Genomic DNA, 26310 nt, shown 5'->3' on the forward strand with positions numbered 1-26310 from the left:
TCGGCTCGCTGCACTCGATGACGGCGCCGCCTCACGCGACAGCCCCTCCCTTGCGCTGGGAAGCCAGCTTCAAGATCTCGTCTTCCGGCACTTGCTCGGTCTGTAGGAAGCTCCGATGGGCACGGAAGCTCGTAGCGCGCCCGTCCTGGAGTAGGTGGAACTCCCCCGCGCGCTGCCCGGGAATCTTGGCGGAGACATTCACCCGTGCTTCGCTGAGCAGCGGCTTCATTTTATCGATGGCCACCGTTTGCGTGATCCGCCCCGCGAACCAGCTCCGGACGTTGTCCCGGCACTTGTAGTCGAGGTCGCCGGGGCTCTGGGTGGCGAGCAGGATGCCCAGACCGCCGGAGCGCGCGCGGCGGAGCAGATTCTCCATCGGTGGCTTCGTCGCTGGCTGAGATTGCGCCGGCAGGTAGACGTCTGCTTCGTCGAACAGGACCACGGCCTGGAGCTGCGGCGAGGGCGAACGGGTCGCCCAGCGGGTCAGGGCGAGTAAAAGCTGCGAGACCCAGAACAAGATTTTCGCGTTGTCGCCCAGGAATTTCGTGCTGATGATGCTGAGCCGCGTCCGGTTGGGCCGAGCGAACGGGCCGAGACCGAGGAGCAGCTCGGCCTCGAGCTGCTCGCCGGTCGACGCCAGCAGCTCCGAGGAGCCGAGCTTCAGCGTCTGGAGGTGCTGCACGAGCTCCTTCAATAGGCGGGTTTCAAGCCGCCCTAGCGCGGCGATCAGCGCCGGATCCTCATCCGCGATGAGCGCGATCAGCAATTCGAGATCGAGCTTGTCCGCCTCGCGGTGCGCGGCGCAGAGCATGAACGCCTGAGTCAGGATGACCCGGAGCGCCTTGTCCCTTCTTGTGTCCTTGTAGCCGAGCATATCGCCGAGCGCCTGAGCGGCATAACCGGCGGCCTGATCGCGATCGAAGTCCTTGAGACTCTCGATGCCGCGCGGCATGAGCGAGATCGCGAGCGGCCTGCCTTCGCGATGGCCTGGCGTGAACAGGGCGACGTCGACACGCTCGCGAAGCGCCCGGCGTCGGCTGTCGAGCGCGGGCTCAGGATGGCGCTCCTGCCAAGGCGCGCCGCGCGCGTACGCGGCGAGGTCTCCCTTCCGATCCACGAGGATCGCGGGGACGCCACGGAGGAGCAACTGCTCGATCACGTTGAGCGCCAGCGTGGTCTTGCCGCTCCCCGTGCTGCCGAGGAAGGCCGCATGGGATGTCAGCGCTTCGACCTCCATCGTGAGCTCTTGGACGACGAGCTCCCCGGTAGTCCCGAGCGCGATCTCTCCGGCGGTGTCGCGCGGCGCGCCGCCCTGCGAGCGAGCCGGCACGCCCGCCCCCGCCGCGGCATCCGGTTCATTACGCGCCGGAACAGCGGAGGTGCGCTCCGGGGCCGCGGCGCTCCTTGGGGAGCTGGGCTCGTCGCGCGCAGGGGCGGCGGAGGTGGGCGCAGATGTACCGGGCTCGGCAGACCTCAGCCGCTGTACAGGCGGCGGCGCCGGCGTCGTCGCTGCGCCTCGCACGGCCGGCTCATTCTCGAAGCGATCGAGGTGATCGAGATCGAGGACGTGGATCAGGGGCAAGAGCCGGGAGAGATGGTTCTCCTCTCTAAGCCATTCCGTGAAATGCTCCTGCTGCTGCTTCGCCTCGCGATACCTCCGGAAAGCCGCGATCTTGCGCCAGTCGCTGTCTTCCACGACGGCCTTCCGCCCTCTCTTGTTCTTGATGATGTCCGCGAGCGCGTGAGCCGACTTCGGTCCGCTCGGGAACTCGCCGCACCGGAGCAACACGGGGATCCGGTGCTTGGCGCGCTTGACGGCGGCGTCGAACTGCGCGCGGAGGCCACCGCCCTGAGGAGCCTTGTTGCAGAACGCCAGGGAGATCTCCTCTCCAAGACGGTACGTTCCCTTTGGAGTGGGGACCATCACACGAACATCGATGAGCTCGCCTTCGACGTTAACCTCGAAGCGGTACCCACTCTCGAGCTCGTCGGCGCACGTCCTGAGCGCCCATCCGAAGAGCTCGGCGAGCTCTGCGTCCGTCTCGGGACGCTCCTCCCGCGCCTGCGCCAGGTAGTCGTTCCACTCCCTCTCGAGCCGCTCTTTTGCGGCCTTGATACTACGATCGTCGTCCTCACGCTTGTGCGTGCTGGGTTTCGCGAGCACCGGCTTCACGATCCGACCGGCTTCGATGCACGCATCCCGGAACGTACGGCACTCGTCGAGCACGTCCCGGATCCGCAGCCCAGAGAGCCCGTGAACGAACGCGGGCGGGATCGGGTACAGCGGATCGACGTCGCCGTCAGGCTGCTTGACACCACAGGCCTCGTAAAGATACCTGAGCCGCTGGCGCACGATCATCTCGACCTCCTCGGCGCTCCGCCCGCTCACGAGCCGGACAGGCGGAGGATCGTTCTCGATACGATCGAGCGTGGAGCGCGTGAGCCGGGTGCGGACGACGTCGTAATAATCCGCCAGGCATGCGATTACGATGATGGATGATGGCACCTGGTCCGCGATGGCGCACAGCGATGTCATCACGCGCCGGAACCGCGCCTCGGCGTCCTCGAGCTGATAGAGATCCTCGAACTGATCGACGCAGAGGACGAGCGAGCGCGCATCGAGGGCCCACATCAGCCGACCGAGATGCTCGACGAGCTTCTGCGCATCGTCGTCGCTGCGCTTCGGCGATATGCCGCCGAGCAGCCGGGCGTCCCGCTCGGGGAGCTCCTCGCAGCGCAGGTACTTCACGACACGCTTCTTAAGGGCCGGATCCTGTCGCTGCAGAAACAGCAGAGCGCGAAGGAGGTCGAGGTCGAGTTCGGCGTAGCGCGGCTGTGAGATGAGCCGATCCGCGGCGCGCTCCACCAGCTCGATCACAGCGTCGGGATCGAGATCAGCCCTGTTAGACAGCGAATCGATCGCTACCGCGTCTCCACACCGCGCTGCGACGGCGTTGGAGAGCCGGAGCAGCCCGGAGGTAGTGCCGAGCGACTCGTAATAGGGCTGGTCGAGCGAGTCAATCAGGTTGCTCACCAAGTAGCGGCCGTAGCTGGACACCGTGGTGGTCATCTGCATGTACCCGACAAAGCCGAGCCCGTTGACGTGGACATGGTTCCGGAACGAGCGGACGAGGTGCGTCTTGCCGCTCCCCGACTCGCCGATGAGCAGGAGGATGCGCCCGGAGTCCAGCCCCGGCGGCGTCGTGACCTGGGCGAGCAATCGTTGAAACTCCAGCCGCGCCCGGTCGTGCACGGACTCCACGTCGAACGGATCTTCGCGCCAGATTTGGTGGCGGTGCTCCACCGAATGGAACACTTCCTTCTTCTTGCTCGATATGAACACACTGAGCAGCGCGTCCCGACCTATCATGGGGGCACCCATCCTATTTTGTATGTCCTGCCACTGCTGGCGCCGCAGATCCTCTCGTAAGGAGGAGCACCGACCTCTACATCGCTAGACAACCACGAAGTGGAACGTGGCGCTGAGATGGCGTGTCTCCGATGCCTCGGTGTCCTTCGGATCCATCGCCTCCACGAGGTCCGCGCGGCTCAGCGAGAGCAGCCCCTGGCGATGGGCCGCGACGAGCCGCTCCTTGAACGCTGCCGCGTCGCCGTCGACGTCGCCCATCTGCACGAGCTTGCGGAACACATGCGAGATGAACACCTTGTTCTGTCCGAAGCGCCCGGTCTCCGAGCCGCGCGCGACCTCGACTACGCGCGCCGCGAATGCGCTGCTGTCCTCTTCCTCGTGGCGTGAGGCGGCCCCCTTCACGGGGCTGGATATCTGAGTCTTCTCGCCTGGCTCCGCGCCCATCTCTCGGCTTGTTGCTGCTGCGCTCGCGCCTCCGCCCGCTCGTCCAGCTGCTGTACTGTACAGCCATTGCCAGATCAACGCGCTCTGGATCTCCCCCGTATCCGCCCGGCGCGCACCCACCGCGTTCGCGACTGCGAGCGCGAGTACCTCGTCCACCGCGTGCGATCCCGAAATTCCTAGAGTTCGTCCTACGAGCAGCGTCGAAACAGCTTTGATTGAGAACGGCTCCCGGGTCTCCACGCCGAGCCCCCGCCAAGCCAGCCTGTCTCGCACCTGTCTGAGCGTAGGATAGTCGCCCACGCTCAACTGGAGGCGGTGCGCTAGAACCGCAGCGATAAGACCTTCCTTCTTGCCGATCCGCGCCACCTCAGCCTTTGTCTTAGGGGCTCGAAGGCCTAACGAGCGCGGAGTCAGATACCGGCTCTTGATCGTGTTCCAAGTCACCCGGCCAGGGAGCGCCTCGACGCCGAGCACCTCGAGCCCGGCGCGTCGGCCGCTCTCCGTGAGCACGATGGCGCCTCGCCTCGGGCATTGGATGTGCTTCGCCCTCTCTAGCGCGGCGTACCCATCCTCGAACGCATTTCGTCGCTCTGCATCGCTCCACCTACCGACGAGCAATGGATTCAACGCCTTCGCTGCCTGGCTCCTCGTCCCGGCGCCGCTGGCCTGCCCCAGCAGCCAGACGAGGGCGAGCGCTCCGACGCCCTTCACCATCTCCTTGGCCGCAGTGCTCATCGCTCTGTCCTCCCCACACGTGCAAACGACAGCTCCTCACCCTGCCCTAAGAGGCGACGAACGCGCTCACAGCCGTGCTCGCGCGCCAGGGCGCGGTCGCGGAGCGCGGCGTACTCGCCGGTCGAGCGCAGGTGATCCGCGAGGCAGCGGTCCGCGTCCGGGCCGTACAGGATCTCGGCCCATCGCACCTGCGCTTCATCCTGCAAGAAGCGCTCGATCTCGACCACCCCCTGCTGCTCGAGCCAGCGCACCAGTTCTCCTGGTCCGGAGAGACCGCGGTCCCGGCAGAGCGCCTCCACGACGTCCCGCAGCGCAGTTCCCTCGGACCTCCGCCCCTGCCGCCGCGCCGCCTCCAGCGCGAGCGCCCGAGCGAGCGCCCCTCGACGCGCGGCCGCATATCCGTCCGACCGCTTCAGTTCCTCGATCGCCGGGTCAGTTCGACCCGCGCCGGGCGCGACGGCGGTGCGATCGGCCTTATCGCGGATGTGCTCCCACGCATCCGTGGCCTCGAAATGGTACCGGACCGGCTTCGGCTGTACCCGGCCTGTGAAGCGCTCGCGCAGGACCCGGAGGAGCGCGCGGGCGTCGATCTGCTTCTGGTCGACGCGGCCCTCCGGCAGGAAGTTCCTCAGCGCTCGGATCTCGACGGTTGAGACGCCCTGCTCTTCCGCGTGCCGGAAGAGCAGGGGATAGCACCGGTCGGCGTAAAACATCCCCTTCGCGATATGCTCGATCCTCTCCGCCGTCGCACCCTGGATCACGCCCGCGGCCTCGGCGGCGCGCAGCGTGGCGCGGAGGTTCACCATCGCCTCACTCGCGGGGCGGTAGCCGTCTTCGGCGCTCGCGTGGACGACGGCCACCTCGTCATCGGCCTCGATCTCCCCGCGCGCATAAGCGTCATAGACGGCGCCCACCCCCTCCATCCCGAACGACGAGAGCTCCGCTGCTCGCAAAGCTCCCATGCTCGCGGCGCCGAGGACGTGCACCCCCTGCCCCATGGCCCAAAGGATCTCCTTGTGAGACACCGACGGAATCCGCTCGAAGTAGCCGTCGATGATCCCGATGGCAACCGGCTTGTCCAGCGCGGCGCGGTACACCTCGCCTTGCGCCGCAGGAGGCAAGAAGACGGCGTCGAGTTCCTTCTTCCCCTCCGCGGCGGAGAGTGTGGGCCCGGTGAAGATGTAGATCGTCATGATGCGCACTCCATGAGGCGCTGGCGCGCGCGGGCGCCGGGCACGTAGCCAGGAATGTCGTAGAGCGGCTCGAGGCCTGGGACCACCATGCGCACCACGGGGATCCCGAGCTCAGGCCGCGTGAGATCGACCGCGATGACCTGGTGGATCCCCGCCGCGCGCAGGCGGTCGAGCTCCCACGCGACGTCATCATCGAGCGTGTCTCCGTCGTGGTGGGGCGCGTCGTGAAAGCTGCGCTCCGCAGGTTCGTCTCGATGCGTCGCTAGGAACCCGCGGGCCGCCGCGAGATCCTCGTCTGGACCGTTCCCGGAGACGCGCACGTCGTCGCGCGCCCCCGTGATCACGGTGAGCCGGCTCTGCGCCGCCTCGGTGAGAGCGCGCAGGAGCGCCACCTCCTTCGCGGGGTGACATCCGTATCCGCCCATCGGCGCGATCGCACGATGAGGGTTCGGGTCTCGGTCGACTAGGATGCAGGAGAACGCGGGGACGCCGACATCGGACGTGATATCCCATACGTACGCATCGATCTCGGCGCGCTTGTACCTGTCGAGCACCTCCCTGCAGTCCGGGTCGTCCACCGTGGCGAGGTCGACCCGGGTGCGGCGCTGGTGCTCCTCGCTTGACAGCCGCCACAAGGTCGCCGCGTCGCGCTCGATCAGCTCGCAGAGCGCATGGCTGATGGCCTCCAGCGGGTGATTGCCGGAGGCGAGCCCGTTCGAGCTCATCACGAAGGAACCGGACCCCGACAGGAGCGGAAGCGAGTAGTCGGTGTGCACGATCTCGAACGGCACCCAGGTCGGGGCTCCGGCGATGACGTCCATCCCGATCACCCAGTAGAGCCGAAGGTTGTCGTGGAAGGCGCCGATCGAGAGGCGCGGCAGGCCGCTCACGTTGACCAGGCGGTGACGGAAGCGGAGTTCGTTTACCGTGCCCAACTTGAGGGGCAGCTGCACGCGCTCCGCGTGCCAGTGCTCGACAGCCTCCATCAGGCCCGAGGCGCGCGCCGCTGCCAGCGTCAGCCCCTTTCCCTGCGAGACGGAGAGCGATCGCGCGTTGGGGCGCGTCACCATGACCACCGGCACGCCCAGCGTGTCGAGGCCGGTGACGTCGGCGACGCGAGTGATGCCCATGACAGGCATCAACGGTCGGAGTCGGGCCATCGTCTCCTCGGGGGAGATGGCGCGGTGGGTACCGGAGAGAAACCGCTTGGGCACCGGTGGGGGGCTGTCGGCGGGGGCCGCCGCGCTGGGTTCGTGCTCGTGGGTGGTCATGGCGCCTCGTCGCTCGCTCAGAGATCAGCGCTTGAACCGCGCCAGGTTGAGCACGTAGCAGTTGATTTGTATGATCGCCTTGATGGGCATCGGCATCGTGGAAGGGAGCGCCTCGGATTTGTCAGGGGTCATCGAGAGGAAGTTCTTTCCGTGAAGATCCTCGAGGAGGAGCAGCACCTCCTTCGTCGTCTCCACCTCCCGCGGGCGCGTGGCCTGGTCCGTCACGAAGCGACCCCAGGTGTTGCACTTGATCACGAAGTAATCGCCCTCCTGGGTCTCGAAGACATCACCGTTGTCCGCGATGATCGTGCCGCCCTTGGCGCAGAGTACAATGTCGTACGGCGATAGCTCCCGGTTGCTCCCCGGCTGCTTGCCGGGCGCGAAGGCCGCCTCCTCGTCGGCGAGTTCGGGGAGCGGCTTGATGTTCTTCTCGTAGATCAAGTAGACGCCCGTCTCTCCCTCGAGGGAGCGCACGAACGTGCCCGGCTTTCCGTTCTGCTTGAGCTCGGCTGCCTTGGCACGGATCTCCGGCGGAATCTCGTGCTCGCCCCAGCGGTGAGACACATGGGCCCAGTGCTTTGACTCGAGCTGGTACACAGGCTCCCGCTGACGATCGATCGTGAAAATCAGACCACGCTTATCATCAACAATTAGACTCTGATTCGACATGTTCATTCTCCATCGAATTCCATGCATTCGAACCACGAAGAGCGAGAACGCACGTAGACACGCGCGTGTCGCCGCGTAGAGATCATCTGATATTCCGAGGACGCGAATCAGCTCACAAGTAGCCAAGCCCTCGGGCAACCCTCGATATCGCACGAAGTATTTTCTGCGCCTCGGCCGCGTGGCCCTGTGCGAAAGCTTCGTCTGCCGCCGTGAAGGCCGCCTCGATCTTCCCTGGTAAACGCTGCTGCTTCGGATGAAGCATCGCCCTGACCTGCGCGACGGAACCTTCGACTCGACCGCACGCCAGCTCGACGAACGCGAGGGGCATCCTGGCGAGCCACTGAAACGGGTAGACGCGCTGCAGCGCTTCCCAGCGCGAGAGCGCTTCGCGCCCGACCCGCTCCGTCGCGACATGGTCGCCGCGCCGGAACGCGACCCAGGCCTGGTTCGCCAGGACCGCGCCGACGTACTGGCTCATCCCTGCCTCGGCCAGCTTCGCGAGGCTCCTCTCGGCCTGCTGCTCGACGACTACGACCCTGCCCCGCCTGCGCTGGATGAAAGAGAAATAGGTCAGGCTGCGCGCGTGCATCTCCAGATCACCCATGCGGGCCGCGTCGTTCATCACGGCGGACATCTTCTCTTCGGCTTCCCCGAGTTCGCCGCGCAGAAGGAGGAGGATCGCTAGGCTGCACCTGGCCGTTAGGATCCAGTGCGCCTCGCGGGATTCGTCGGCATGGTCGAATGCCGTGCAGCAGTCGCGGGCCAGGACCACCGTCTCAGCCGAGGGGGCGTAGCGCTCGTTCCAGACATTCAGCTGCGTCAAGGTGTGGAGGAATCGTCCGCGCTGGACCGGAGTTCCGTGCGCCTGCACCACAGGTCGAATGTCCTCCACGATGGTGCGCATTTGCTTCACGTTGGCGAGCCAGTAATGCGCGGAGATCCGCTCAATCTGAATCTCGAGCCACTCGTCCCATCGCGGATCGGCGTGGTCCGTCGGGCGGTCGCCGAGCGCAGCCTGGGCGCGGTCGGACAGCTCAAGCGCCGCCGTGTGCTGTTCTTGTTTCTCCCACGTCTTGCCGAGCTTGCGGTAGAGCCGCGCCCGCTGGAGCTGCCCAGGAGCCGCGCCGAGCGCCGCGCTGTACGCATCTCGGGCCTTCTCCTGGTCCCCGGTGCGATCCCTCATGTCGCCGAGCTGCTCGTGGAGGGTCGCGAGGTCAGGGAGGTCCAGCTCCTCGGGCGACGCCTGCCTGCGCTCGCGGATGGATCTCTGCAGAAAGTCGATCGCCTCCTTGTTGGCATACAGGTCCCGCGCGCGCTCCGCAGCGCGTGCGAGGTACCTGCTCGCCTTGCCATGGACGCCAGCCTCCGCGAAGTGATGCGCAAGGGACGGGAGCCGCTCCGGCAAGTCGCCGTGCCGCGCCTCGATCGCCTCGCCGGCGCGCCTGTGCAGCTTCGCCCGCTCGTCCTCTGGGATCCGCGCATAGGCCACCTCGCGGATTTTGTCATGGCCGAAGCGCAGCCGGCCCCCGGGTGCCTCCTCGAAGATCTGGAGCCTCCGCAGCGTGTCCAGCGCCTCCGTCGAGGACGCGGCGTCCGCAATCAGCAGATCCCCGTCGAGTTCTTGACCGAAGATCGCCGCCTGCGCGACGAGCGCCTTCGCCTCTGCGTCAAGCTGCCCAAGCCGCCGCTCGATGAGCGCGACGAGCGTGCGGGGCAACGGCAGCGACGAGAGCGCAGCCGCCGCCTGGTCGGGCGGCACATCGAAGCGCCAGACCCCCGCGTCGTCGCGGTAGAGGATCCCCTCGGCGATGGCGGTGCGCAGGTACTCGGCGACGAAGAAAGGGTTGCCCTCCGAGTGCTGTACCAGCGCATCGACCACGGGCCAGGGTGGCTCGTTCGCCAGCATGTCCAGGACCATCGCTGCCACGGCCGAGCGGTCAAGCCGGCCAAGGGTGATCGTGGTGACGTTCGGGGATCGAGTCATCTCCACCAGCTCCGATCGTTCCTCCTCGCTCCGGTAGGTGGCCATGACCAGCACGCCGGGGCGCTCGGCCCCGCCCTTCGCCAGCGCCTCGAGCAGGCTCAACGACAGCTCGTCTGCCCACTGGATGTCGTCGAGCACAAGCACGAGCGGCAACAGCTCCGACAGGGACCAGATCGTATCGCAGAGTGACGCGATCACCCGTGCTCGTGACTCCTTCGGCGGCAGCGCCGGAGGAACGGGAAGCTCGTCTTGGCCGGGCAGGCTGAGCAAGGAGGGGTTGTAAGCAGCCAGCACCGCGCCTCGACGGCCGAGGAGCCGATCCGCCGCTGCGCGCCCGCCTCTTCGTGCTCGATCGGCCACCTCGGTCAGCAGCTGCGCGACGGGATCGAGCGGCGGCGTCGCTCCAGCTCCGGGCGTGCAGCGGCCTGAGATCACGAGGAGACCCGAATCCGCGAACAGGTGCTCCGCGCTTCGACTCACTTCTTTCGCGAGACGGGTTTTACCCACGCCGCTCTCGCCACGTATGAACAACAACCCGGCGTGCTGACGGCTAGCCGCACGCTGTACGGCCTTGTCGAGCTTTGACTTTTCTTCGCAGCGTCCGTTGAGCTCCGGCTGATAGAGGTAGGCACGCGGGCGCGGCCCGTCCTCGATCCCTGGTTCTGCACCTGCTGCCACGAGGGCTGCGGCTACATCGATCGCGTGACCGATCCGATCCCGCGGCGACTTCTCCAGAAGCCGCAGTATCAGGCGCTCAAGCTCCGCAGGGATCCCTGGCACGAGCAGTGAAGGCGGAAGCGGACGCTCACGCACGTGCTGGAGCGCGACGTACTCGCCAGAAAAAGGCGGCCGTCCTGTTGCGCACTCATAAAGAATACAACCGAGTGCGTAGAGATCCGCGCGCGCGTCCACCATCCTGCCACAGATCTGCTCGGGAGCACAGTATTCTACGGTCCCCCTGGAAGGGGCTACATCGAGTTCCTCGCGCCCACCAGCGCCGAAGTGCGCGGCGATGCCAAAATCGATGAGCACCGGGCGCCCGTCGGCCTGCAAAAAGATGTTGCCCGGCTTGAGGTCACGGTGAACCAGGCCCTCGCCGTGCAGGAACGCGAGCGGCGCACAGACGCGGCGGATCAAGGTGAGGAGCGGGCCGAGCGCCGGTGCAGACGCCATCTGCGGCGGCGCGACGACCACGCGTGGGGGCTGTCCGAGGTGACTGGTCATCGGCGCTGTCGCGTCATCCAACGCCGCCGAACCAGCACCATCTCGGCCGCTGCCACGCCCCGCCCAACGAGCGGCGAGATGCTCGCCCAGCGTGGATCCTTTCAAAAGCGGCATCGCATACCAAGGCGTCCCGCCGATCACGCCCTCGTCGAGGATAGGGACGATTCCGGGGTGCCGCACGCGACGGAGCGCATAGATCTCACGGCGAATGCCGGCGAGCTCGGCGCGGTCCGTCACCGGCACCGTCTTGATAGCCACCTCTTCGCCCGTGTCGGCGTGCTGGCCTCGGTAGACGACGCCCATGCCCCCGCGGCCGAGGATCCCTGAAAGCCGATAACGTCCAAGGCTCGAAGGAGTAAGCATCGCCTCGCCCCCTGCCGGCTCCGTGTCTGTCACTCGAGAGCGCAAAGGTGTCCCTCCCTGTGCTCGCGACCCTACATCAATGCTTCTCGACGCAACGAGCGCACCGGTGGCTTCGCCTTCTGCAATGCAACGGTGTATCGCCGCGACCTGCAACGTGGTGCTCCCGATGCCCGCGATGCAATGCACGAGGTGTGCCGCACCGGGTACCCCCTCCGATCCCCGAAAACCGTCGTATCTCTCCCCGCCAGGAGGCGGCATGACCAGGCCAGATCTGGCCTTGGGTCTGCCATTTCTGGCCGATGGCTCGCCTCGGGGCACCTGGCCATGCCCGCAGCTGGGGTCCAACATCGTCCAGCGCGCCCCGCCGAGTGCTGGTGCCGCTGGCCCCGAAGCGCTCCCGAACGGGAGCCCAGGCGTACGATTTCATTTGACATCGCGAGCAGCATCACTTCGCGGACTTGAGCCCGAGCTCCTTGATCCTGCGCCCCAAGGTGCGGAGCGGCATGCCGAGCTGGCGCGCGGCCGCTACCCGGCTGCCGCCGACACGGTCGAGCACCTCCTTGATCATCTGCGCCTCGGCTTTGCGGACATGCGCCTTCACCGAGCGCTCGGATGCGGTGTCGCCTGCTAGGTGCTCCTCCTCGGGCGTGCGTGGCGGCGCCTCCTGCGCTGCCGCGTGAGCCGCGGCCGCGCGCACGCGCGGGGGCAGGTCCTCGGGCTGGATCAGCTCGCTGCGGACCAGGACCACCGCGCGCTCGACGACGTTGCGGAGCTCTCGCACGTTCCCTGGCCATCGGTACACGTGCAGCATCGCCATCGCCTTGTCAGAGATGCCTCGCACGCTCCGGCCATGTGCGGCGTTGGCCTCCTTCAGGAAGAGCTTCACGAGCGGAGCCATCTCGTCGCGCCGCTCGCGCAGCGGGGGGACCTCCAGCTCGATCGTGCTCAACCGGTAGTAGAGATCCTCGCGGAAGGCGCCCTGCCTGACCATGGCCGCCAGATCGCGGTGCGTCGCCGCGATGACGCGCACGCGCACCTCCACCTCGTGCGTCGAGCCCACGCGAGAGAACCTTCCGGTCTCCAGCACCCTCAGGAGCGCTGCCTGCGCGGCGAGCGAGAGCTCGCCTACCTCGTCGAGGAATAAGGTCCCCTGATGCGCGGCCTCGAACACCCCGATCCGCTGATGCGACGCGCCCGTGAAGGCCCCTCGCTCGTGCCCGAACAGCGAGCTTTCCAGGAGCGATGGGGGAAGCGCAGCGCAATTCACGCTGACCGGAGGCTTGTCACGCTGCGCGCTGTGCTCGTGGATGAAGCGCGCCATGAGCTCCTTCCCGGTCCCGGTCTCGCCGTGCAAGATCACAGGGACGCGTGACGACGCCACTTTCCGCGCGGCGTCTATGAGCTCACGCATGGCCGCCCCAACGATCATGCCCTCGTGACCGAGGGTGACGTCGCTCTTTGCCCACACATCTGTCGAGGCCGTCATCACGGGGCGCGCCGCGCTCGCGCGACCGGCTGCTCCGCGCGCCAGCTCGATGAGCTTTTCGACCGTGGTCGCGGCCTCCGGATACACTGCGATGCCAACCGCGTGAGGGACACCGTCCGGACCCGGCGCCGAGGAGACCGCATGCGCCATCTGCGACGCGGCCTCGGCGCCCGTCTCCGGGAGCAGGACGAGCGCCGTGTCCGGGGAGTAGAGGCTGGCTCGGTCGATGTCCGTCCGCAGCCTCGTCAGCAGGCCGGTCACCCAGGCGCTGACCGGCGATCGGGCGGCCTCCAGCGTCAGCGCGCGCACCGCGAGGATCGCGAAACGTCGGCCGAAATGGCGCGCTCGCTTGATCTCGTCCTGGATCCGCGCTCGAAAGCTCTCCTCGCTCTCCACCTGCGGGAGCGTCGCCGCGCCGAGGACGACCACGTGCGCGACGACCGTACCCAGCAACACCTCGCCGCCAAGCGCGATCTCGGCGCGCTCGACCCGAGTGCCCCCGGCCCATGTGCCGTTGGTCGATCCGAGATCCTCGACGAGGACGCGCCCTTCGAGCAGAGAGAACCGCGCGTGCTCGCGCGACAGCGTGCGGTCCGGCAAGCGCAGGTCCGACGGTTCGCCGCGCCCGACGACCTGCGCCTCGCCTGGAGCCAGCTGGATCACCTCGACGCCGTCTCGGTAGTGGAACACGACCGTGACGCCCCGCCGCGCCGGGGGAGTCCCTCCGTCCGCGCTGCCTGACATCCGCTCGGTGCTTGTATCGCCCCGCTTGTCTTCGCGTTTCTCCTTGGACATGTCCGCCTGAGCCAGTAGGAAGGGGTGGAACGCACGCTCAGGGGAGCAGGCCGGGGGCCCCCTGGTCCAGCAGATTCGCGCCAGTCCAGGGCGCCGAAGCCCCTGAGCGGGGTGAAATGGCAGAGACGTCCGCTGCGCGAGCAAGGGTGAGGCGCGGCAATGGCGTCCTATCCTCGTCACGCTGCGGGGGAGGAGCGCGGCGGGCGGGCAGTTCGAGTGACTGGCTCTCCGGCGGGCCAGGGCGGGCGTGAAACGGCGTCGGCCTAAGGGCAGTCCGGCAGCGCGAGCAGGTTGTTGGGCTGCTCGCCGTCGGCCTCCGTCTTCACGTAGTCATGGCCGGCCGAGGAGCGCGCGATCACGAGGGTCACGCGATGTCCCCCCGGTCGTTCGACGTAGTAGCTGAACCGCTTGCTGCTGATATTGGAGATGGCCACGGCGAGCGGGTGATACCATGGCGTGCCATCGGGCTCGACGCCGCCGATTCCCTGGATGCGCTCGTGCGCGCTCTGCCGGTTCGTTCTCCTGATGCATGAAACACGTTTCATCATGGCTGTCTTCAACTCCTTCGTCTCGCACGCAGGAAATCCTGGTGCCTGAGGGCGGCTCGCCGTGGAGCGAGCTGCCAAAAGGAAAGACGCCGTCCCGTTGCCGATCGAGCGAGAAATCTCGCGCTCAGATCACGAAGAACGCACGAGCAACGCGAGCACCTCGCGCATCGCAGGGCGTTGCGAGGGCTTCTTGCTCAACATCCGCGCCACCAGATCGCGGCGCTCCTCGGAGACGACGCCGTCGAGCAGAGCGAGCGGAGGCTGCTCGAAGAGGTGGAGGCACATCAGCGCCTCCTGGTCTCGCGCGATGAAAGGGAGCTGGCCCGTGAGCATCTGAAATAGAAGAACGCCCAGGGAGTAGACATCCGCCTTCGGACCGACATCCTTCGACTTGAGCCACTGCTCGGGAGCCATGTAATCCCACGTCCCCAGCAAGGCCTCGCCGCTGGTCGAGACCGGAAGCAGAGCATCCGCTCCCTGGCGCGCTCTCTCACCACCAGGCCCAGGTCGCACCTTCGCAAGCCCCAGGTCCGCCAGCTTGTACCGGGCGGTCGTGGGATCTCCATCGTCCGAGAGCACGTTGGCCGGCTTCAGATCGCGGTGAACGATGTCGCGCTCGTGAAGCGACGAGAGCCCCTCCGCGATCTGCGCCGCGACGCGCGCCGCGACGCCAGCCAAGAGGCCTACTCGAGCGCCGGCAAGCACCGCTTGGAGGCTCACGGGCAGCCACTCCAGGATCATGTACGGCGGCCCTGCGGGGAGGCGGCCCCAGGCGAGGACGGCCACGACATGCGAATGCTGGATGCCCTCCAGCACGCGCGCCTCGTTGAGAAAGCGAGAGAGGGTGTCGGCATCAAGGCAGAAGATGTCTCTCAGGACCTTCACCGCGACAGGCCGGCCGCTCAGCGTCTCGCGACCTTCGTAAACCTCGCTCATCGACCCCTCGGCCGCGAAGCGTACCAGGTGGAAGCGCCCTACGCACGATCCCGGCGCAAGCATGGGAGCCGCCTTCACCCTCTCCGGCACTTCAGCGCAAGCGACGCTGGACGGATCGACTGGATGCGCTCTATCCACTCGAGCATGGGCCGCAGTTCGTGCGCACAGGCTGGATGGTCGGCCAGGAAGGCCTCCGGGCCCAAGCGCTCTCCAGCGTCGCGCCGCCGCAGGTAGAGCAGCAGCGCAGCGGCAGCGTCCGTCGGGGAGACCTCGGGGCCCCCCGCCTCCGGACGAACCTCACGTTCGCTCGTTACCCGGGACCGTAGCGCCTTCAGGCCACGCCGCAGGAGCCCTGCCACGGCGGCCTCTGTTTTCCCCATGCGCTGCGCGACCTCGGCGACGGGGAAGTCCCTCAGGTGGCACAGATAGATCGCTTCGCCCTGATCGTCCGGAAGCTCGTAAATTTGCGCCAAGAGCTCCGTCAGCTGTTCCTCACGCATCATCTCCTGGCTTGGGCTCTGCTGAGGAGTGGGAACGGCCATCGCCTCGAGGCAGCCGTCAAGTGGTGTCGTCCTGCGGCCGTCGCGCTTTCCTCGCTTCTCGTCGCGCAGCGCCTGCAATGCGTAGTTCCGGAGCACAGAGTGCAGCCAGGAAAGCCACTCCGCTTTCGTGATCCCGGTGAACGTGGAGAACTTCTCGAAGGCGCGCAGCGAGGCCTCTTGCGCGACGTCCGAGGGCCGGAGGGCGCGGGACCTGACATCCTTCAGGCGCAGGGCAGCCCACCGCTCGAGCATCGGTCGGCACGTGCCAAATAGCTCCTCGAGAGCGGAGTGATCGCCGGCGCGCGCTCGGCCGATCAGCTCCTCGACAGGGATCTCCGGGCTACCATCGAGGCTCATGTCGCGACGCATGCTGCCATAGTACGCCGTATCCTTCACCGCAACACCGCAGCGGCTCGACGCGGCCGGCTTCGGCCTGCGCTTCACATCCGGCTTCGCCGAACGTGCGCGCGTCAAGTGGCAGAAAGGACGACATGCGCTCTCCTTGATAGTCTGGATCAGGTACGGTCTGTTCGTCATCGCGCGCTCAGGTCCATGGCTCTCGAATCTTGAGGCGTCCAACCTGCGGAAGTGCATTGCTGGACATCGTGCCGACCACGTTCATGCGGTCCGGGCGAGGCCGTCGCAGGACGAGCCTCCAGAGGAAAGGACGCCGTCCGTGACCAAACCGGTCGCGCCGATCTCACTTTTTTCACCAACCTGGAGCAGCGCACCGAAAACCGACCCGTGCTCCTTCCGGAAGATGCCTGCACGGTCGCAGCGGCACACAGGAATACGCGAAGCGCAACGCGTCGCGTCATACGCGTCGTACCCCCCAGAATCACCGCAGGACCAGACAGCTTCAGTTTCGCCCCGCAGCACGCACAATTCCATTCAGGACGCAATCGCGTACACGGTGCTCCCCGGCCAGGGTGACGCAAGCAGACGCCACCCGGGTGCCCGCTGCACCTTGCGATGCTCGGCAGCCGAGCCTCAACGACAGCCCGGAGCGTCCCCCTGCTCAGTCCGCGGGCACCACGGTGATCACCCCCATCGTGTACAGCGCCGAGGTATCCCAGACGAGCCCGTCGGCGAGCGGCACCGCGATATTCACCTCGTCGAACGCCCCCTCCAGTGCGCCGCCGAAGCCGAGCAGGACGACGTTATCCCCGGCCTGAAACGGCGCCGAGCCCTCCGCCGCGACCACCTCCAGCACGCCCCCGAGGCTCATGTCCCCGTCGACGTCCAGGATCGGCGCCGCGCTCGGGCCCCCGACCGTGATGCGCAGCGCCGCGCTAGGGCCCTGACTGTAGGCGCCCGTGATCGCCGTCGAGGAATACGCGTCGCCCACGATCAGCTCGCCGGCGTGGATGTTGACGAGATCGCCCACGATGACGCCGGCGCTGAGCCGCCCGCCGGCAAAGTCGAAGTCGCCCGCTCCGGCCTCGATCGCGCCCGCGACAAGATCGCCGTCCGCGAGGCGCACGGAGGGCGCCTCGTCGGGATCGCCTTCCTCGAGCGGCGCGGACCGGAGGACGCCGCCGATACGGACGAGCCCGCCGCCGTCGACGAGGAGCGCCGGCCACAGGGACCTAGACGCGAGCACCGTCACATCACCGCCGTTGATCCATGACGCATGGACGCCGTCCACCGCGACGAAGGCCGCGCCGTCGCGCGAGCGGATCTCGACGTCCTCCGTCAACAGGGTCCCGTACGCCCCGATCGAGACTTCACCCGCGAACTCACCGAACTCGATGTCGGCCCCCACGCGCAAGAGCCCTTGGTTGGTCCAGGTCCCGCCCCAGCCGCTCACGGCCACGTACGTCCGACCGATGCCGGGGTCGCCCTCGATCCGCGCATTCACGGTGGAGAGCTCGGCCGCGTAGACGTCCAGCTGGCCGACGCCGCCGCCACCCACCACGAAGTCGCCCGTGTTCACCCACCTCGTCCACGCGCCCGTGGCGCGCGCCATACCCAGGCAGAACCGGCACCCTCCAACCCACGTGTTGTTCGAGAAGAAGCTCGCACCTTGCCTGAGAGCCAGGCGGCCAACCCCCCGGCGGGGAAGGTACACGTCGGTCCGGCTCGTCAGGGCGGCGTCGTAGCCCTCGACGAGCACGTTGCCGATGGAGTCGGCCCCCGTGCTGATCACGAGCGCGTCGGTCGTCACCTGGGCCCCCCTGCGGACGGTGACGACGCCCTCGGAATCTCCGAAAGCAATGTCGATGGCCCCGCTGTTGAGCCACCTCGATCCGTACCCGAGGATCTCGACGGTGCCCGTGCCGTACGAAGCTCGCCCGACATAAGCGCCGGCGGAGATCAACGTCCCCCCATTGGAGACGGTCACGCGTGCCGGGTCATGGCTTATCGTGTTCACCACCAGAGCGCTCGACCCGAGATCCCAGGGATCCGTGGGGTTCTGGGGCGATACGTCCCCCTCGACCACCACATCCGCATAGGCCAGCCCTGCCATGCTCGCCGACGCTGCCGCGAGCAGAGACGCCAACGCCAATCGGACTTGCTGTTTCATGGGTCTTGCCTTTCAGGATACTACGTCGTGGTCCACAGGACACGCTCGTGCGCATGGCGGACTCAACCGCTCACGGGGCGCCTGGTCTCGAGATCGAACACGTCGCCGGCGCTGAGCACGTGGAGGCGCACGTCGAAGAGGCTGAGCACCCGGTCCTCCTGCTCCTCACCGAGGTTCGTGTGGCTGATGCCGCGCCCGTCCACGATGTAGACTGCGCCCGACCCCAGCACACGCAGGCTCCGGTTCGTGTCGATCACGGCGGCCGTGTCCTCGTCGATCCCGACCCCGAGAAGGCGGGGATTGTGCGCGACGGCGCCGAGCAGCCGGCCGAGCCGGCCGCGCTGCGCGAAGTGCTGGTCGACGAGGATGTCGCGGACCAGCCCGAGGCCCGGCGCCATGCGGACCGCGCCGCGCACCTTCGCGGACTCCTCGCCTGCCCCGCCCACGAGCATCGTCTCGCTCATGACCGAGGCGCCGGCCGAGGTGCCCGCGACGAGGCCGCCGCGCCGGTACAGCCCGACGATGGCGTCCGCGGCGCGGCTGCCGCCGAGCTTGCTCGTGATCTTGAGCTGATCGCCGCCGGTGAAGAAGACGCCCCCCGCGTCCTCGATCGACCGTATCCACCGCTCCTCGTTCGCGTCCCCGCGCTGGGCGATGTCGAGGTGCCTGACGTCGCCGGCGCCGAGCCCGCGAAAGACCTGCTCGTACTCGCTCCAGAGCTCGCCTGCGACCTCGCTCGCGAGCGTGGCCACCACGACCGGGCGCCCGCGGGCGCCGGCCACGACCTCGCGCAGGATCTGCCGCTCGCCCGTCTTGTCCTCGTGGCCTCCGATGAGCACCAGCGCGCCGCCGGCGCGCAGCGCGCCCGCCGAGAGGTCGCCCCTGGGCCCCTCAGCGCTCCCTGTACTTCCGACCATGCAGCTCGACCTTTCGATTGCTTTGCTCGAGGAACCGCTCCGTGACCGCGAGCCGCCCGGCCTTGACCATCCGCCGCCCCCGCGCGACGACCTCGAGGATCTCGAGAGATCCCCGCTCGAGCACCACCACGTCGGCGTCGTGGCCCGGCCGGAGCGCGCCTTTGCGGCCGAGCTTCAAGATGCGCGCCGTGTTCGACGTGACCAGCGGCAACACGCGCTCCAGAGAGAAGCCGTGCTCGCGCACCACCTCGCGCACCTGCTCGAACAGGGTGCGCGGGCTCGGGATCGAGGCGTCCGACGAGGCCGTAAGGTTCGCGAGATCGCCGCCCTCGTCGCAGAAGAGGCGCAGCCACTTGCCGAGATCCTCCTCGACGGTGTCGATGTCGACCGTGACCCCCTGCCGCGTGAGCGCGATGGCCTCGCGCATCAGAGGCTCGCTCCGCTCGACGTGCGTCGGGTAAAGCCACCCGGGCGCGACGTCGTGCTCGGCGAGGAGCCGGCGCACCGGCTCGAGCCGCCCTGGCCCGTCGCCCATGTGGAGGTGCGTGACACCCGCCTTGCCGGTGAGGATGCCCCCCACGTAAGCGTCGCTCGCGAGCCGCGCGAGCTCGGCGAGGCTCGGCTCGGTGCTGCGGAGATCCGAGACGGCCACCTCGCCGGCCCCGATCACCTCGTCGACGAGCAGCATGTCGCGGCGCACGGAGCCGGTCAGGGTCACGGGCGGCACGTCGTAGCCGCCCGAGTAGAGGTACGCCGATATCCCCTCTTCCTTGAACGCCTTGGCCTTGGCCAAAAGGCCCGTCATGGTCTTGGTCGTCGTGTCGACGCCGAGGCACCCCACCACCGTGGTGATGCCCGCCGTCACCACCTCCCGCAGCGCGATCTCGGGCGTCTGCGACGCGAAGCCGCGCTCGCCGCTGCCGCCGAGCAGGTGCTCGTGCGGGTCGATCAGGCCCGGGATGACCACGCAGCCGCGCGCGTCGATCACCTCGACCTCGAGCCCGAGGGCGGCGAGCGCGCGGCCGTCGACCGGACCGACCTTGGCGATCCGATCGCCGGCCACGAGCACCGACGCGGCGCCCGCCGGCTCCGGGGCGTAGACCTCCCCCCCCTCGATGAGCACGAACATCAGACCGCCACGTGGGTGTCCTCGTGGCGCCGCGCGCGGCCCCGGATACCGGAGCTCAGCTCGGGCACCGCGCTCACCGCCACGGCCCCCATCCGGACGAGCATCTCCCCGACGAGCGCCGCGTCCTCGGTGAAGAGCACGATGACCTCACCCGGCTCGGCGGTGGCGAGCGCGTGCTCGATCGCCTCGCTCTCGTCCGGGATCACCTGGCAGAGCTGCCCGGGCTGCACCTCCGCCACGACCCGCTGCAGGAGCGCCGGGACCTCCCCGGGCGCGCGGCCCCGCAGGTCGCCGTCGTCCTTGCAGAGGATGCGGTGGAACCCGCCGTTCGCGATCTCGCAGGCGCACGCCTCCAGGAGCGCGTTCGAGCGATCGCCGGGCAGGCTCACGATGCCGGTGAGCCTCCGCCCCTCCCACTGCGCCGCGAGGGCGCATGTCGCCCGGAACGCGCCGGGGTTATGGCCATAGTCGAGCAGCACGTAGTTGTCCTCGAGCTGGTACAGGTTCGTGCGGCCGCGGTTGTTGCTGCACGCGTCGAAGGTCTGGAGCGCCCGGGCGACGGTCTCGACCGGCACCCCCTGCGCGCGGCAGGCCGCGACCGCCGCCATGGCGTTCGCCACCTGGAAGAGCGCCGCGCCCCCGAACGTCGCCGGGATGTTCGCCGCCGGCACGATGTGCCGCTCGACCACGCCTTGCAGCTCCACGATCCAGCCGCTCCGGAGCGTATACCCCGTGCCGCCCCGCGCGACGTGCTCCCGCAGCACGGCGCTCTCCGGGTCGAGCGCGAAGAACACGATGTTCCGCGAGAGCTTCGCCATCCGGCGGTGCTGCGGGAGCGCCGCGAGCAGCGGGTCCTCCGCGTTGAGCACCAGCGTGCCGCCCTCCCGCACCCGCTCGGCGACCACCCCCTTGATCCAGAGCAGGTCGTCGACGCTCTCGATGCCGTCCTGGCCCAGGTGATCCGGCCCGATGTTGGTCATGATCGCGACGTCGGACCAGTCGTAGCCGAGCCCCCGCCGGACGATGCCGCCGCGGGCCGTCTCGAGCACCGCGATGTCCACCGTGGGATCGAACAGGATCGCGCGGGCCGACCCCGGTCCGGTGGTGTCGCCCGCCTCGACGCAGCGGTCGCCGACGTAGATGCCCTCGGTGGTGGTCATTCCCACCGTCGCGCCGGTCGCGCCGAAGACGTGCCCCACCATGCGCGTGGTCGTCGTCTTGCCGTTGGTGCCCGTGATCGAGACGATGGGGATGCGCGACGGCGTGCCCGGCGGATAGAGCATCTCCACGATGGCGCCGCCCACGTCCCGGGGCTTTCCCTCGCTCGGGTGCTCGTGCATGCGGATGCCCGGGGCCGCGTTCAGCTCGATGATCGCGCCCATCGCGCCGCCGCCGAGCGGACGGGAGATGTCGTCGGCCACGAGGTCGATGCCGCAGATGTCGAGATCGATGGCCCGCGCCGCCCGCTCGCACAGGCGGGCCGTGTCGGGGTGCACCTCGTCGGTGACGTCCCGCGCGATGCCCCCGGTCGAGAGGTTGACGCTCTCGCGCAGGATGAACCGCTCGCCGGGCGCCGGCACCTCGTCGAGCGAGCGGCCGTGCTTCGCGAGGCAGGCGCGCACCACGTCGTCGACCACGATCTTCGTGAGGACGCCGTTATGCCCGTCGGCCCGCAGCGGGTTCTGGTTCTCCAGCGCGACGAGCTCGGACACCGTGTGTCGCCCGTCGCCCACCACGTGGGCCGGCAGCCGCTCGCTCGCCGCGACCATCCGCCCGTTCACCACGAGCACGCGGTAGTTGCGCCCGCTCACCATCTCTTCCACGAGCACGCGCGGCCGGTGCTCGCGGGCGATCTCGAACGCCTCGCGCACCTCGGCCTCGGACGAGAGGTTCAGCGACACGCCCTTTCCCTGGTTGCCGTCGAGCGGCTTGACCACGACGGGCGCGCGCAGCTGGCCGAGCGCGCGCGCCGCCTCGTCGGCGGTCCTCACCACGATCCCGCGCGGCACCGGCACCCCTGCCCGCTCGAGCAGCTGCTTCGTGAGCTGCTTGTCGCCGGCGATCTCGACGGCGACGAAGCTCGTGCGGCACGAGGTGGTGGCCTGGACGAAGCGCCGGTGTTTGCCGTAACCGAAGACGAGCAGGCTCTCGTCGTTGAGGCGCGACCAGGGGATCCCCCGCTTCTCGGCCGCCTTGACCACGGCCCGCGTGCTCGGCCCGAGGGCCGTGTCCTCGGCGACCCTCGCGGCCTCGGCGACCTTGGCCGCGACGTCGAACGATCGCCCCTCGAGCACGGCGGTGACGAGCTCGAAGGCGCCCTCGAGCAAGAGGCGCATGGCGGCCTCGTTCTCGAACTCGACGATCACGTCGTACAGGCCCGGCGCCCCGGCGTAAACCGTCTTGCCATAGGTGACCCCGATGCCCGCCGGCTCGCTCAGCTCGAGCGCGACGTGCTCGATGATGTGGCCCCAGTACGTCCCCTCCCGGAGCCGCTCGACGAAGCCCCCGGGCCTGCCCCGCGAGCAGTGGTGCTCGCCGAGGCCCGGGAGGAGGGCGAGCAGGGCGTCGACGAAGCGCGGGATCTCCGCGCTGCTCGTCTCGGCGAGCTCCCCCAGATCGAGGGTCATGCGGAGGACAGGCCAGCTGGCGAACACGTTGGGGCCGTGGAGCGTACGGATGCTGAGGATGCGCATGGGACTAGCTCGGGTGTTGATGTCGGTTCACTGGGAGTCGAGGATCGGTCTTCTCTCGAGCAGATCGAAGCTGCGGCCGTGAGGCAGCGAGTGCAGGGTCACCTCGCAGAGGGTGATGCAGCCCCCCGTCCGGGTGTCCACCGCGTCGTTGAACGAGGCGCCCCCGGCGTCGATGATGGTGACGGCGCCGCTCCCGATCACGGTGGCCCGGTGCCCCTGGACGACGATGGCGGTGTCCTCGTCGATGCCGACGCCGAGGTAATGAGGGAACAGGCCGATCACGGAGAGCAGCCGGCCGATGCGGCCCCGCTGCGCGAAATGTTGATCGATGATGACGCCGGGCAGGAGCTCGAGGCCCGGCCCGGTGCGCACCGCGCCGGCCCGCGGGGACCTGGTCTCGCCCTCGACGATCATCGTCGACGACATGACCGCTGCCCCGGCGCTCGTCCCGCCGACGACCATGCCCTCCTCGCACCGCCGGTGGAGCGTCGTGTCCACCCCGGTGCCGCCGAGCCGGTTCATGATGCGGAGCTGATCGCCGCCCGTGAAGAAGGTGCCAGTCGCGCGCTCCACCTGCCGCATGGCCGCCTCGTTGCGGGCGTCGTTGCGGGCTGCGATGGTGAGCACGGAGACCTCCGGCGCGCCGAGCTCCTGGAAGATTCGCTGATAGAGCTCGCCGACCTCGTCGGGCGTCTCGCTGGCCGAGGGGATGACCACGATGGAGGCCTGCTCGCCCCCCGAGAGGCGCACGAACTCGCGCAGGATCGTGCGCTCGCCCTCCTTGTCTTCGGCGCCTCCGATCGCCACCAGCCGCGGGAACACGGGAGCGGGAACCATCCTGGAAGCCCACTCCCCTTGGCAACCCGCAGGCCAAGGGGCTCTCGCTCCGTTTCAGGCACGTTTCAGCCGCACGCCCCGATCTGGGGGTGGCAAATTGCCACACAGTGTCCGTATTGCCACCCTCGCTCGTTGCGGCTGAGGTCGTCCAGCTCGTTCCAGCAGCCCCGCGGGAAGCGCTCGGGCGCGGGGATCCTGCTGAGTCCGTAGGCAGGGCGGCGCCGGGGCGGGTATCATCGCGCGCACCCGTGAAGATCCCTCGAGCTTCCTTCTCTGGCGCGTACGGCGCGCTCGGCGTGCTCGCGCTCGGCGCGCTGTCCGGCTGCGGATCGTACGTCTCCGACTACATGCCACCGGCGGACGGGCGGGCGCGCCCGGTGTTCCGCGACGGAGAGGTGGTGATGGAGATCGGCGGGGGGGACACGCCGGAGTGCCGGTCGGGCGACGAGGAGAGCCCCGGCGGGGCGGCGCCTCCGACGCCGCCGAGCGCCTCGTCCTCGCGCGTGAGCGTCCACGGGGGCTTCTGGGTGCCGGTGTATTATGGCCCTCCCATCGTCGTCGTGAGGCGCGGCGAGGCGGCGCCGCTCCCGCACATCCACCAGGCTCACGGGAGCGTGGTGCGGGTGCCCGCGTCGCCGTCGAAGGGGGGCAGCGCCGGGACCGGCGGCAGCGCGACGCCCCGGGGCAGCGGCGCCAAGGGCAGCGGCGGCGGCAGCGAGGCGGTCGCCGTCGTGCTCGTCTCGGCCGCGGTGATCGCGCTCATCGCGCTGCCCGCGGTGGCCGTGGGGCTGTCGGTCGGGCGCACGGAGGCCGAGGAGGAGACGGCCGTGACGCTGGACCGCGTGAACGCCTACAACGACATGGCGCGCACGCCCGGGTCGCGGTGCGCGGCGGCGACGGCTGGAAGGTTGTCGCCGTGAGCCGCGCGAAGAGGCCCTGGACCAAGGCGCCCGCCGCGGCCGCGTGTGTGCTCGGCTGCACGCTGCTCGGCTGCACCAGCGGTCGCACGCTCTACGCCCCGCGCTACGTGGCCCGCGGCGAGCTCACCGCGAGCTACGACGACGGGTTCGCGCTGTGGGCCGGCGGGCAGAAGGTGGCAGAGAGCTACCATTACGAGGGCCTGGAGGAGTTCGTGCGCTGCGTGCCCGAGGCGCGCGAGCACGCGCGGCAGGCCGCGCGGAGCGGCCGGTCGGCGACGACGTACTCCACGCTGGGGGCGGTGCTCGGGGTCGCGGGCCTCGGCGGGTTCACAGGGCTCTATTTCTACGACAAGGACAAGGGCGTCATGGCCGCGTTCCTCGGCACCGGGATCGCCGTGGCCGTGGCCGGCGTGGTGCTCGGCGGGCTCTCGAGGCCGGCCAAGGAGAGCGCGCACGGGCACGCGCTCGACGCGATGAACTACTACAACGACGCGGTCGGGAGCCTCGGCGCGACATGTGATGATCTCACCTATCCAGCGCCGGCCGGGCCGGAGCCGCCGGCGGCGCCCGAGCTCCCGCCGCCTCCGCCTCCCCCTCCGCCGACCCTTCCGGAGGGCGACGCGCCGCCGGCGCCGCCGGCCTCGCCAGAGAACGAGCCGCCGTCGCCGGCGATGTAGCAGGGCGCGCCGCCGCCGTAACGAGCGGGCTCTCCGCCCTGATCGCTCACTCGTCGTCGCCTTCGCACAGCGCCGCGAGCCGGCGCTCGTCCTCGGGCCCGCCCGCGGCGCGCGCCGTGTAGTAGACGAGCAGCTGCCTGCTCGCCGTCGTCGACGCGAGCGTGTGCCACTCGAGCAGCAGCGGCTCGCCGTCGGCGTCGCGGCTGCCCACGCCCCGGCCCCCGACACGGAATGCCTTGATGCCGCTCACCTTGGCGCGGACCTCGTGGCGCGCCCAGATCGTCCGGAACACCTCGCTCGTCTCGAGCAGATCCGCGATGAGCGCGTCGTACTCCGGATCACCCACGTACGAGCTCGCGTCGAAGCGGAAGCCGGCCACGGCCTCCTTCTCGACCACACCGATCTCCGCGTATCGCGCGCGCAAGCCCGCGTGATGGAACGTCATCCAGAGCAGGTTGCGCCGCCGCGGGGGGACGTCGCCGAAGTCCGCCAGCAGGCGGCACGCCGCCCTGTTCCACGCGAGCACGTCGTACCGCGGGCTGATGACGAGCGCCGGGACGCGCATCGCCTCGAGGGCGCGCGCCATCGCCGGCTCGGGCCGCTCCTGCCGCGCCGCCGGCCGCGCCGCGGCGCCGGCGTGCTCGGGCCGCGCCAGGTAGAAGAGGTGGCCTCGCTCGTCGTCGTCGAGCTTCAGCACGCGCGCGATCGCCTCGAGCGTCTCGCGCGACGGGTTGACGTCGCGCCCTTGCTCGAGCCGCGTGTACCAGTCGACGCTGAGCCCCGCGAGCTGCGCGAGCTCCTCGCGCCGCAGCCCCGGCGTGCGCCGCCGCTTGGCCGCGGCCGCGCCGCCCGCGATCGGCGCGGCGCGCTGCCTCCTCCCTCGCAGGAAATCCGCCAGCTCGCTCCGCCTGTCGCTCACGATCGCGCGCGCCCCGGGCATGGGATCATCATGCACCACCCGCGCTCCCGTATCCAGGGATTGCCAGTCCTAGGTTCGCCGCTCGTCTTCCTATGCTCTCCGCGGAGCTCCAGATTGCGGTCATCCCCCCA

Annotated in this window: 18 protein-coding genes; 2 read left to right on the forward strand and 16 right to left on the reverse strand. The window is 68.9% G+C overall.

Annotated elements, in window-relative coordinates; genetic code table 11:
* Positions 1-31 precede the first annotated feature (31 nt).
* From WMF43_RS40120 to WMF43_RS40190, 15 genes are all read right to left on the reverse strand, one after another.
* Positions 32-3370, reverse strand: a complete 3339-nt coding sequence (locus WMF43_RS40120; RefSeq protein ID WP_437673162.1) for an AAA family ATPase — start codon at positions 3368-3370, stop codon at positions 32-34.
* A gap of 84 nt (positions 3371-3454) precedes the next feature.
* Positions 3455-4549, reverse strand: coding sequence for a hypothetical protein (locus WMF43_RS40125; protein WP_437673163.1), 1095 nt, complete (start codon positions 4547-4549; stop codon positions 3455-3457).
* Complete coding sequence (locus tag WMF43_RS40130) at positions 4546-5742, reverse strand: TfuA-like protein (RefSeq protein ID WP_437673164.1); 1197 nt, start codon at positions 5740-5742, stop codon at positions 4546-4548. The genes WMF43_RS40125 and WMF43_RS40130 overlap by 4 nt, the downstream gene beginning before the upstream one ends.
* A complete protein-coding gene (locus WMF43_RS40135) occupies positions 5739-7013 on the reverse strand; it encodes a YcaO-like family protein (RefSeq protein ID WP_437673165.1) in 1275 nt (424 codons plus the stop codon). Before WMF43_RS40135 ends, WMF43_RS40130 begins: the two co-directional genes overlap by 4 nt.
* A 24-nt stretch (positions 7014-7037) precedes the next feature.
* On the reverse strand, positions 7038-7577 hold the full coding sequence (locus WMF43_RS40140; RefSeq protein WP_437673166.1) for a hypothetical protein: 540 nt from the start codon (positions 7575-7577) through the stop codon (positions 7038-7040).
* Positions 7578-7794: 217 nt separating this feature from the next.
* Positions 7795-11601, reverse strand: coding sequence for a serine/threonine-protein kinase (locus WMF43_RS40145; RefSeq protein WP_437673167.1), 3807 nt, complete (start codon positions 11599-11601; stop codon positions 7795-7797).
* Between the two features lie 97 nt (positions 11602-11698).
* Positions 11699-13534 (reverse strand): sigma 54-interacting transcriptional regulator, encoded by a 1836-nt coding sequence (locus WMF43_RS40150; protein ID WP_437673168.1) that lies wholly within the window; start codon positions 13532-13534, stop codon positions 11699-11701.
* A 263-nt stretch (positions 13535-13797) separates the two neighbouring features.
* Positions 13798-14082 carry a DUF3892 domain-containing protein gene (locus tag WMF43_RS40155; RefSeq protein WP_437673169.1) on the reverse strand — a complete coding sequence of 95 codons (285 nt, stop codon included), beginning with the start codon at positions 14080-14082 and terminating at the stop codon, positions 13798-13800.
* Positions 14083-14211: 129 nt separating this feature from the next.
* Complete coding sequence (locus WMF43_RS40160) at positions 14212-15018, reverse strand: serine/threonine-protein kinase (RefSeq protein ID WP_437673170.1); 807 nt, start codon at positions 15016-15018, stop codon at positions 14212-14214.
* Positions 15019-15092: 74 nt separating this feature from the next.
* The gene (locus WMF43_RS40165) at positions 15093-16097 is read right to left on the reverse strand and encodes an RNA polymerase sigma factor (protein ID WP_437673171.1); all 1005 of its coding nucleotides are present in this window, start codon (positions 16095-16097) and stop codon (positions 15093-15095) included.
* Between the two features lie 481 nt (positions 16098-16578).
* On the reverse strand, positions 16579-18087 hold the full coding sequence (locus WMF43_RS40170) for a hypothetical protein (RefSeq protein WP_437673172.1): 1509 nt from the start codon (positions 18085-18087) through the stop codon (positions 16579-16581).
* 62 nt (positions 18088-18149) lie between these two features.
* Positions 18150-19004 carry a cyanophycinase gene (locus tag WMF43_RS40175; protein WP_437673173.1) on the reverse strand — a complete coding sequence of 285 codons (855 nt, stop codon included), beginning with the start codon at positions 19002-19004 and terminating at the stop codon, positions 18150-18152.
* Complete coding sequence (gene iadA, locus WMF43_RS40180) at positions 18979-20133, reverse strand: beta-aspartyl-peptidase (RefSeq protein ID WP_437673174.1); 1155 nt, start codon at positions 20131-20133, stop codon at positions 18979-18981. Before iadA ends, WMF43_RS40175 begins: the two co-directional genes overlap by 26 nt.
* Positions 20133-22826: a cyanophycin synthetase gene (cphA, locus tag WMF43_RS40185; protein ID WP_437673175.1), complete on the reverse strand. Its 2694-nt coding sequence runs from the start codon at positions 22824-22826 to the stop codon at positions 20133-20135. Before cphA ends, iadA begins: the two co-directional genes overlap by 1 nt.
* A gap of 27 nt (positions 22827-22853) precedes the next feature.
* Complete coding sequence (locus WMF43_RS40190) at positions 22854-23663, reverse strand: cyanophycinase (RefSeq protein WP_437673176.1); 810 nt, start codon at positions 23661-23663, stop codon at positions 22854-22856.
* Positions 23664-23911: 248 nt separating this feature from the next.
* On the opposite strand from WMF43_RS40190, the gene WMF43_RS40195 reads away from it, so the two are divergent.
* Both WMF43_RS40195 and WMF43_RS40200 read left to right on the forward strand, forming a co-directional pair.
* Positions 23912-24583, forward strand: coding sequence for a hypothetical protein (locus WMF43_RS40195; RefSeq protein WP_437673177.1), 672 nt, complete (start codon positions 23912-23914; stop codon positions 24581-24583).
* Entirely contained in the window at positions 24580-25260 is a 681-nt protein-coding gene (locus WMF43_RS40200) for a hypothetical protein (protein ID WP_437673178.1), read from the forward strand. The genes WMF43_RS40195 and WMF43_RS40200 overlap by 4 nt, the downstream gene beginning before the upstream one ends.
* A gap of 46 nt (positions 25261-25306) precedes the next feature.
* Here WMF43_RS40200 and WMF43_RS40205 read toward each other — a convergent pair whose 3' ends face one another.
* Positions 25307-26200: a helix-turn-helix transcriptional regulator gene (locus WMF43_RS40205; RefSeq protein WP_437673179.1), complete on the reverse strand. Its 894-nt coding sequence runs from the start codon at positions 26198-26200 to the stop codon at positions 25307-25309.
* Between the last annotated feature and the right edge of the window lie 110 nt (positions 26201-26310).

It is taken from the genome of Sorangium sp. So ce131 (genome assembly GCF_051519095.1).
Classification (GTDB): domain Bacteria; phylum Myxococcota_A; class Polyangia; order Polyangiales; family Polyangiaceae; genus Sorangium.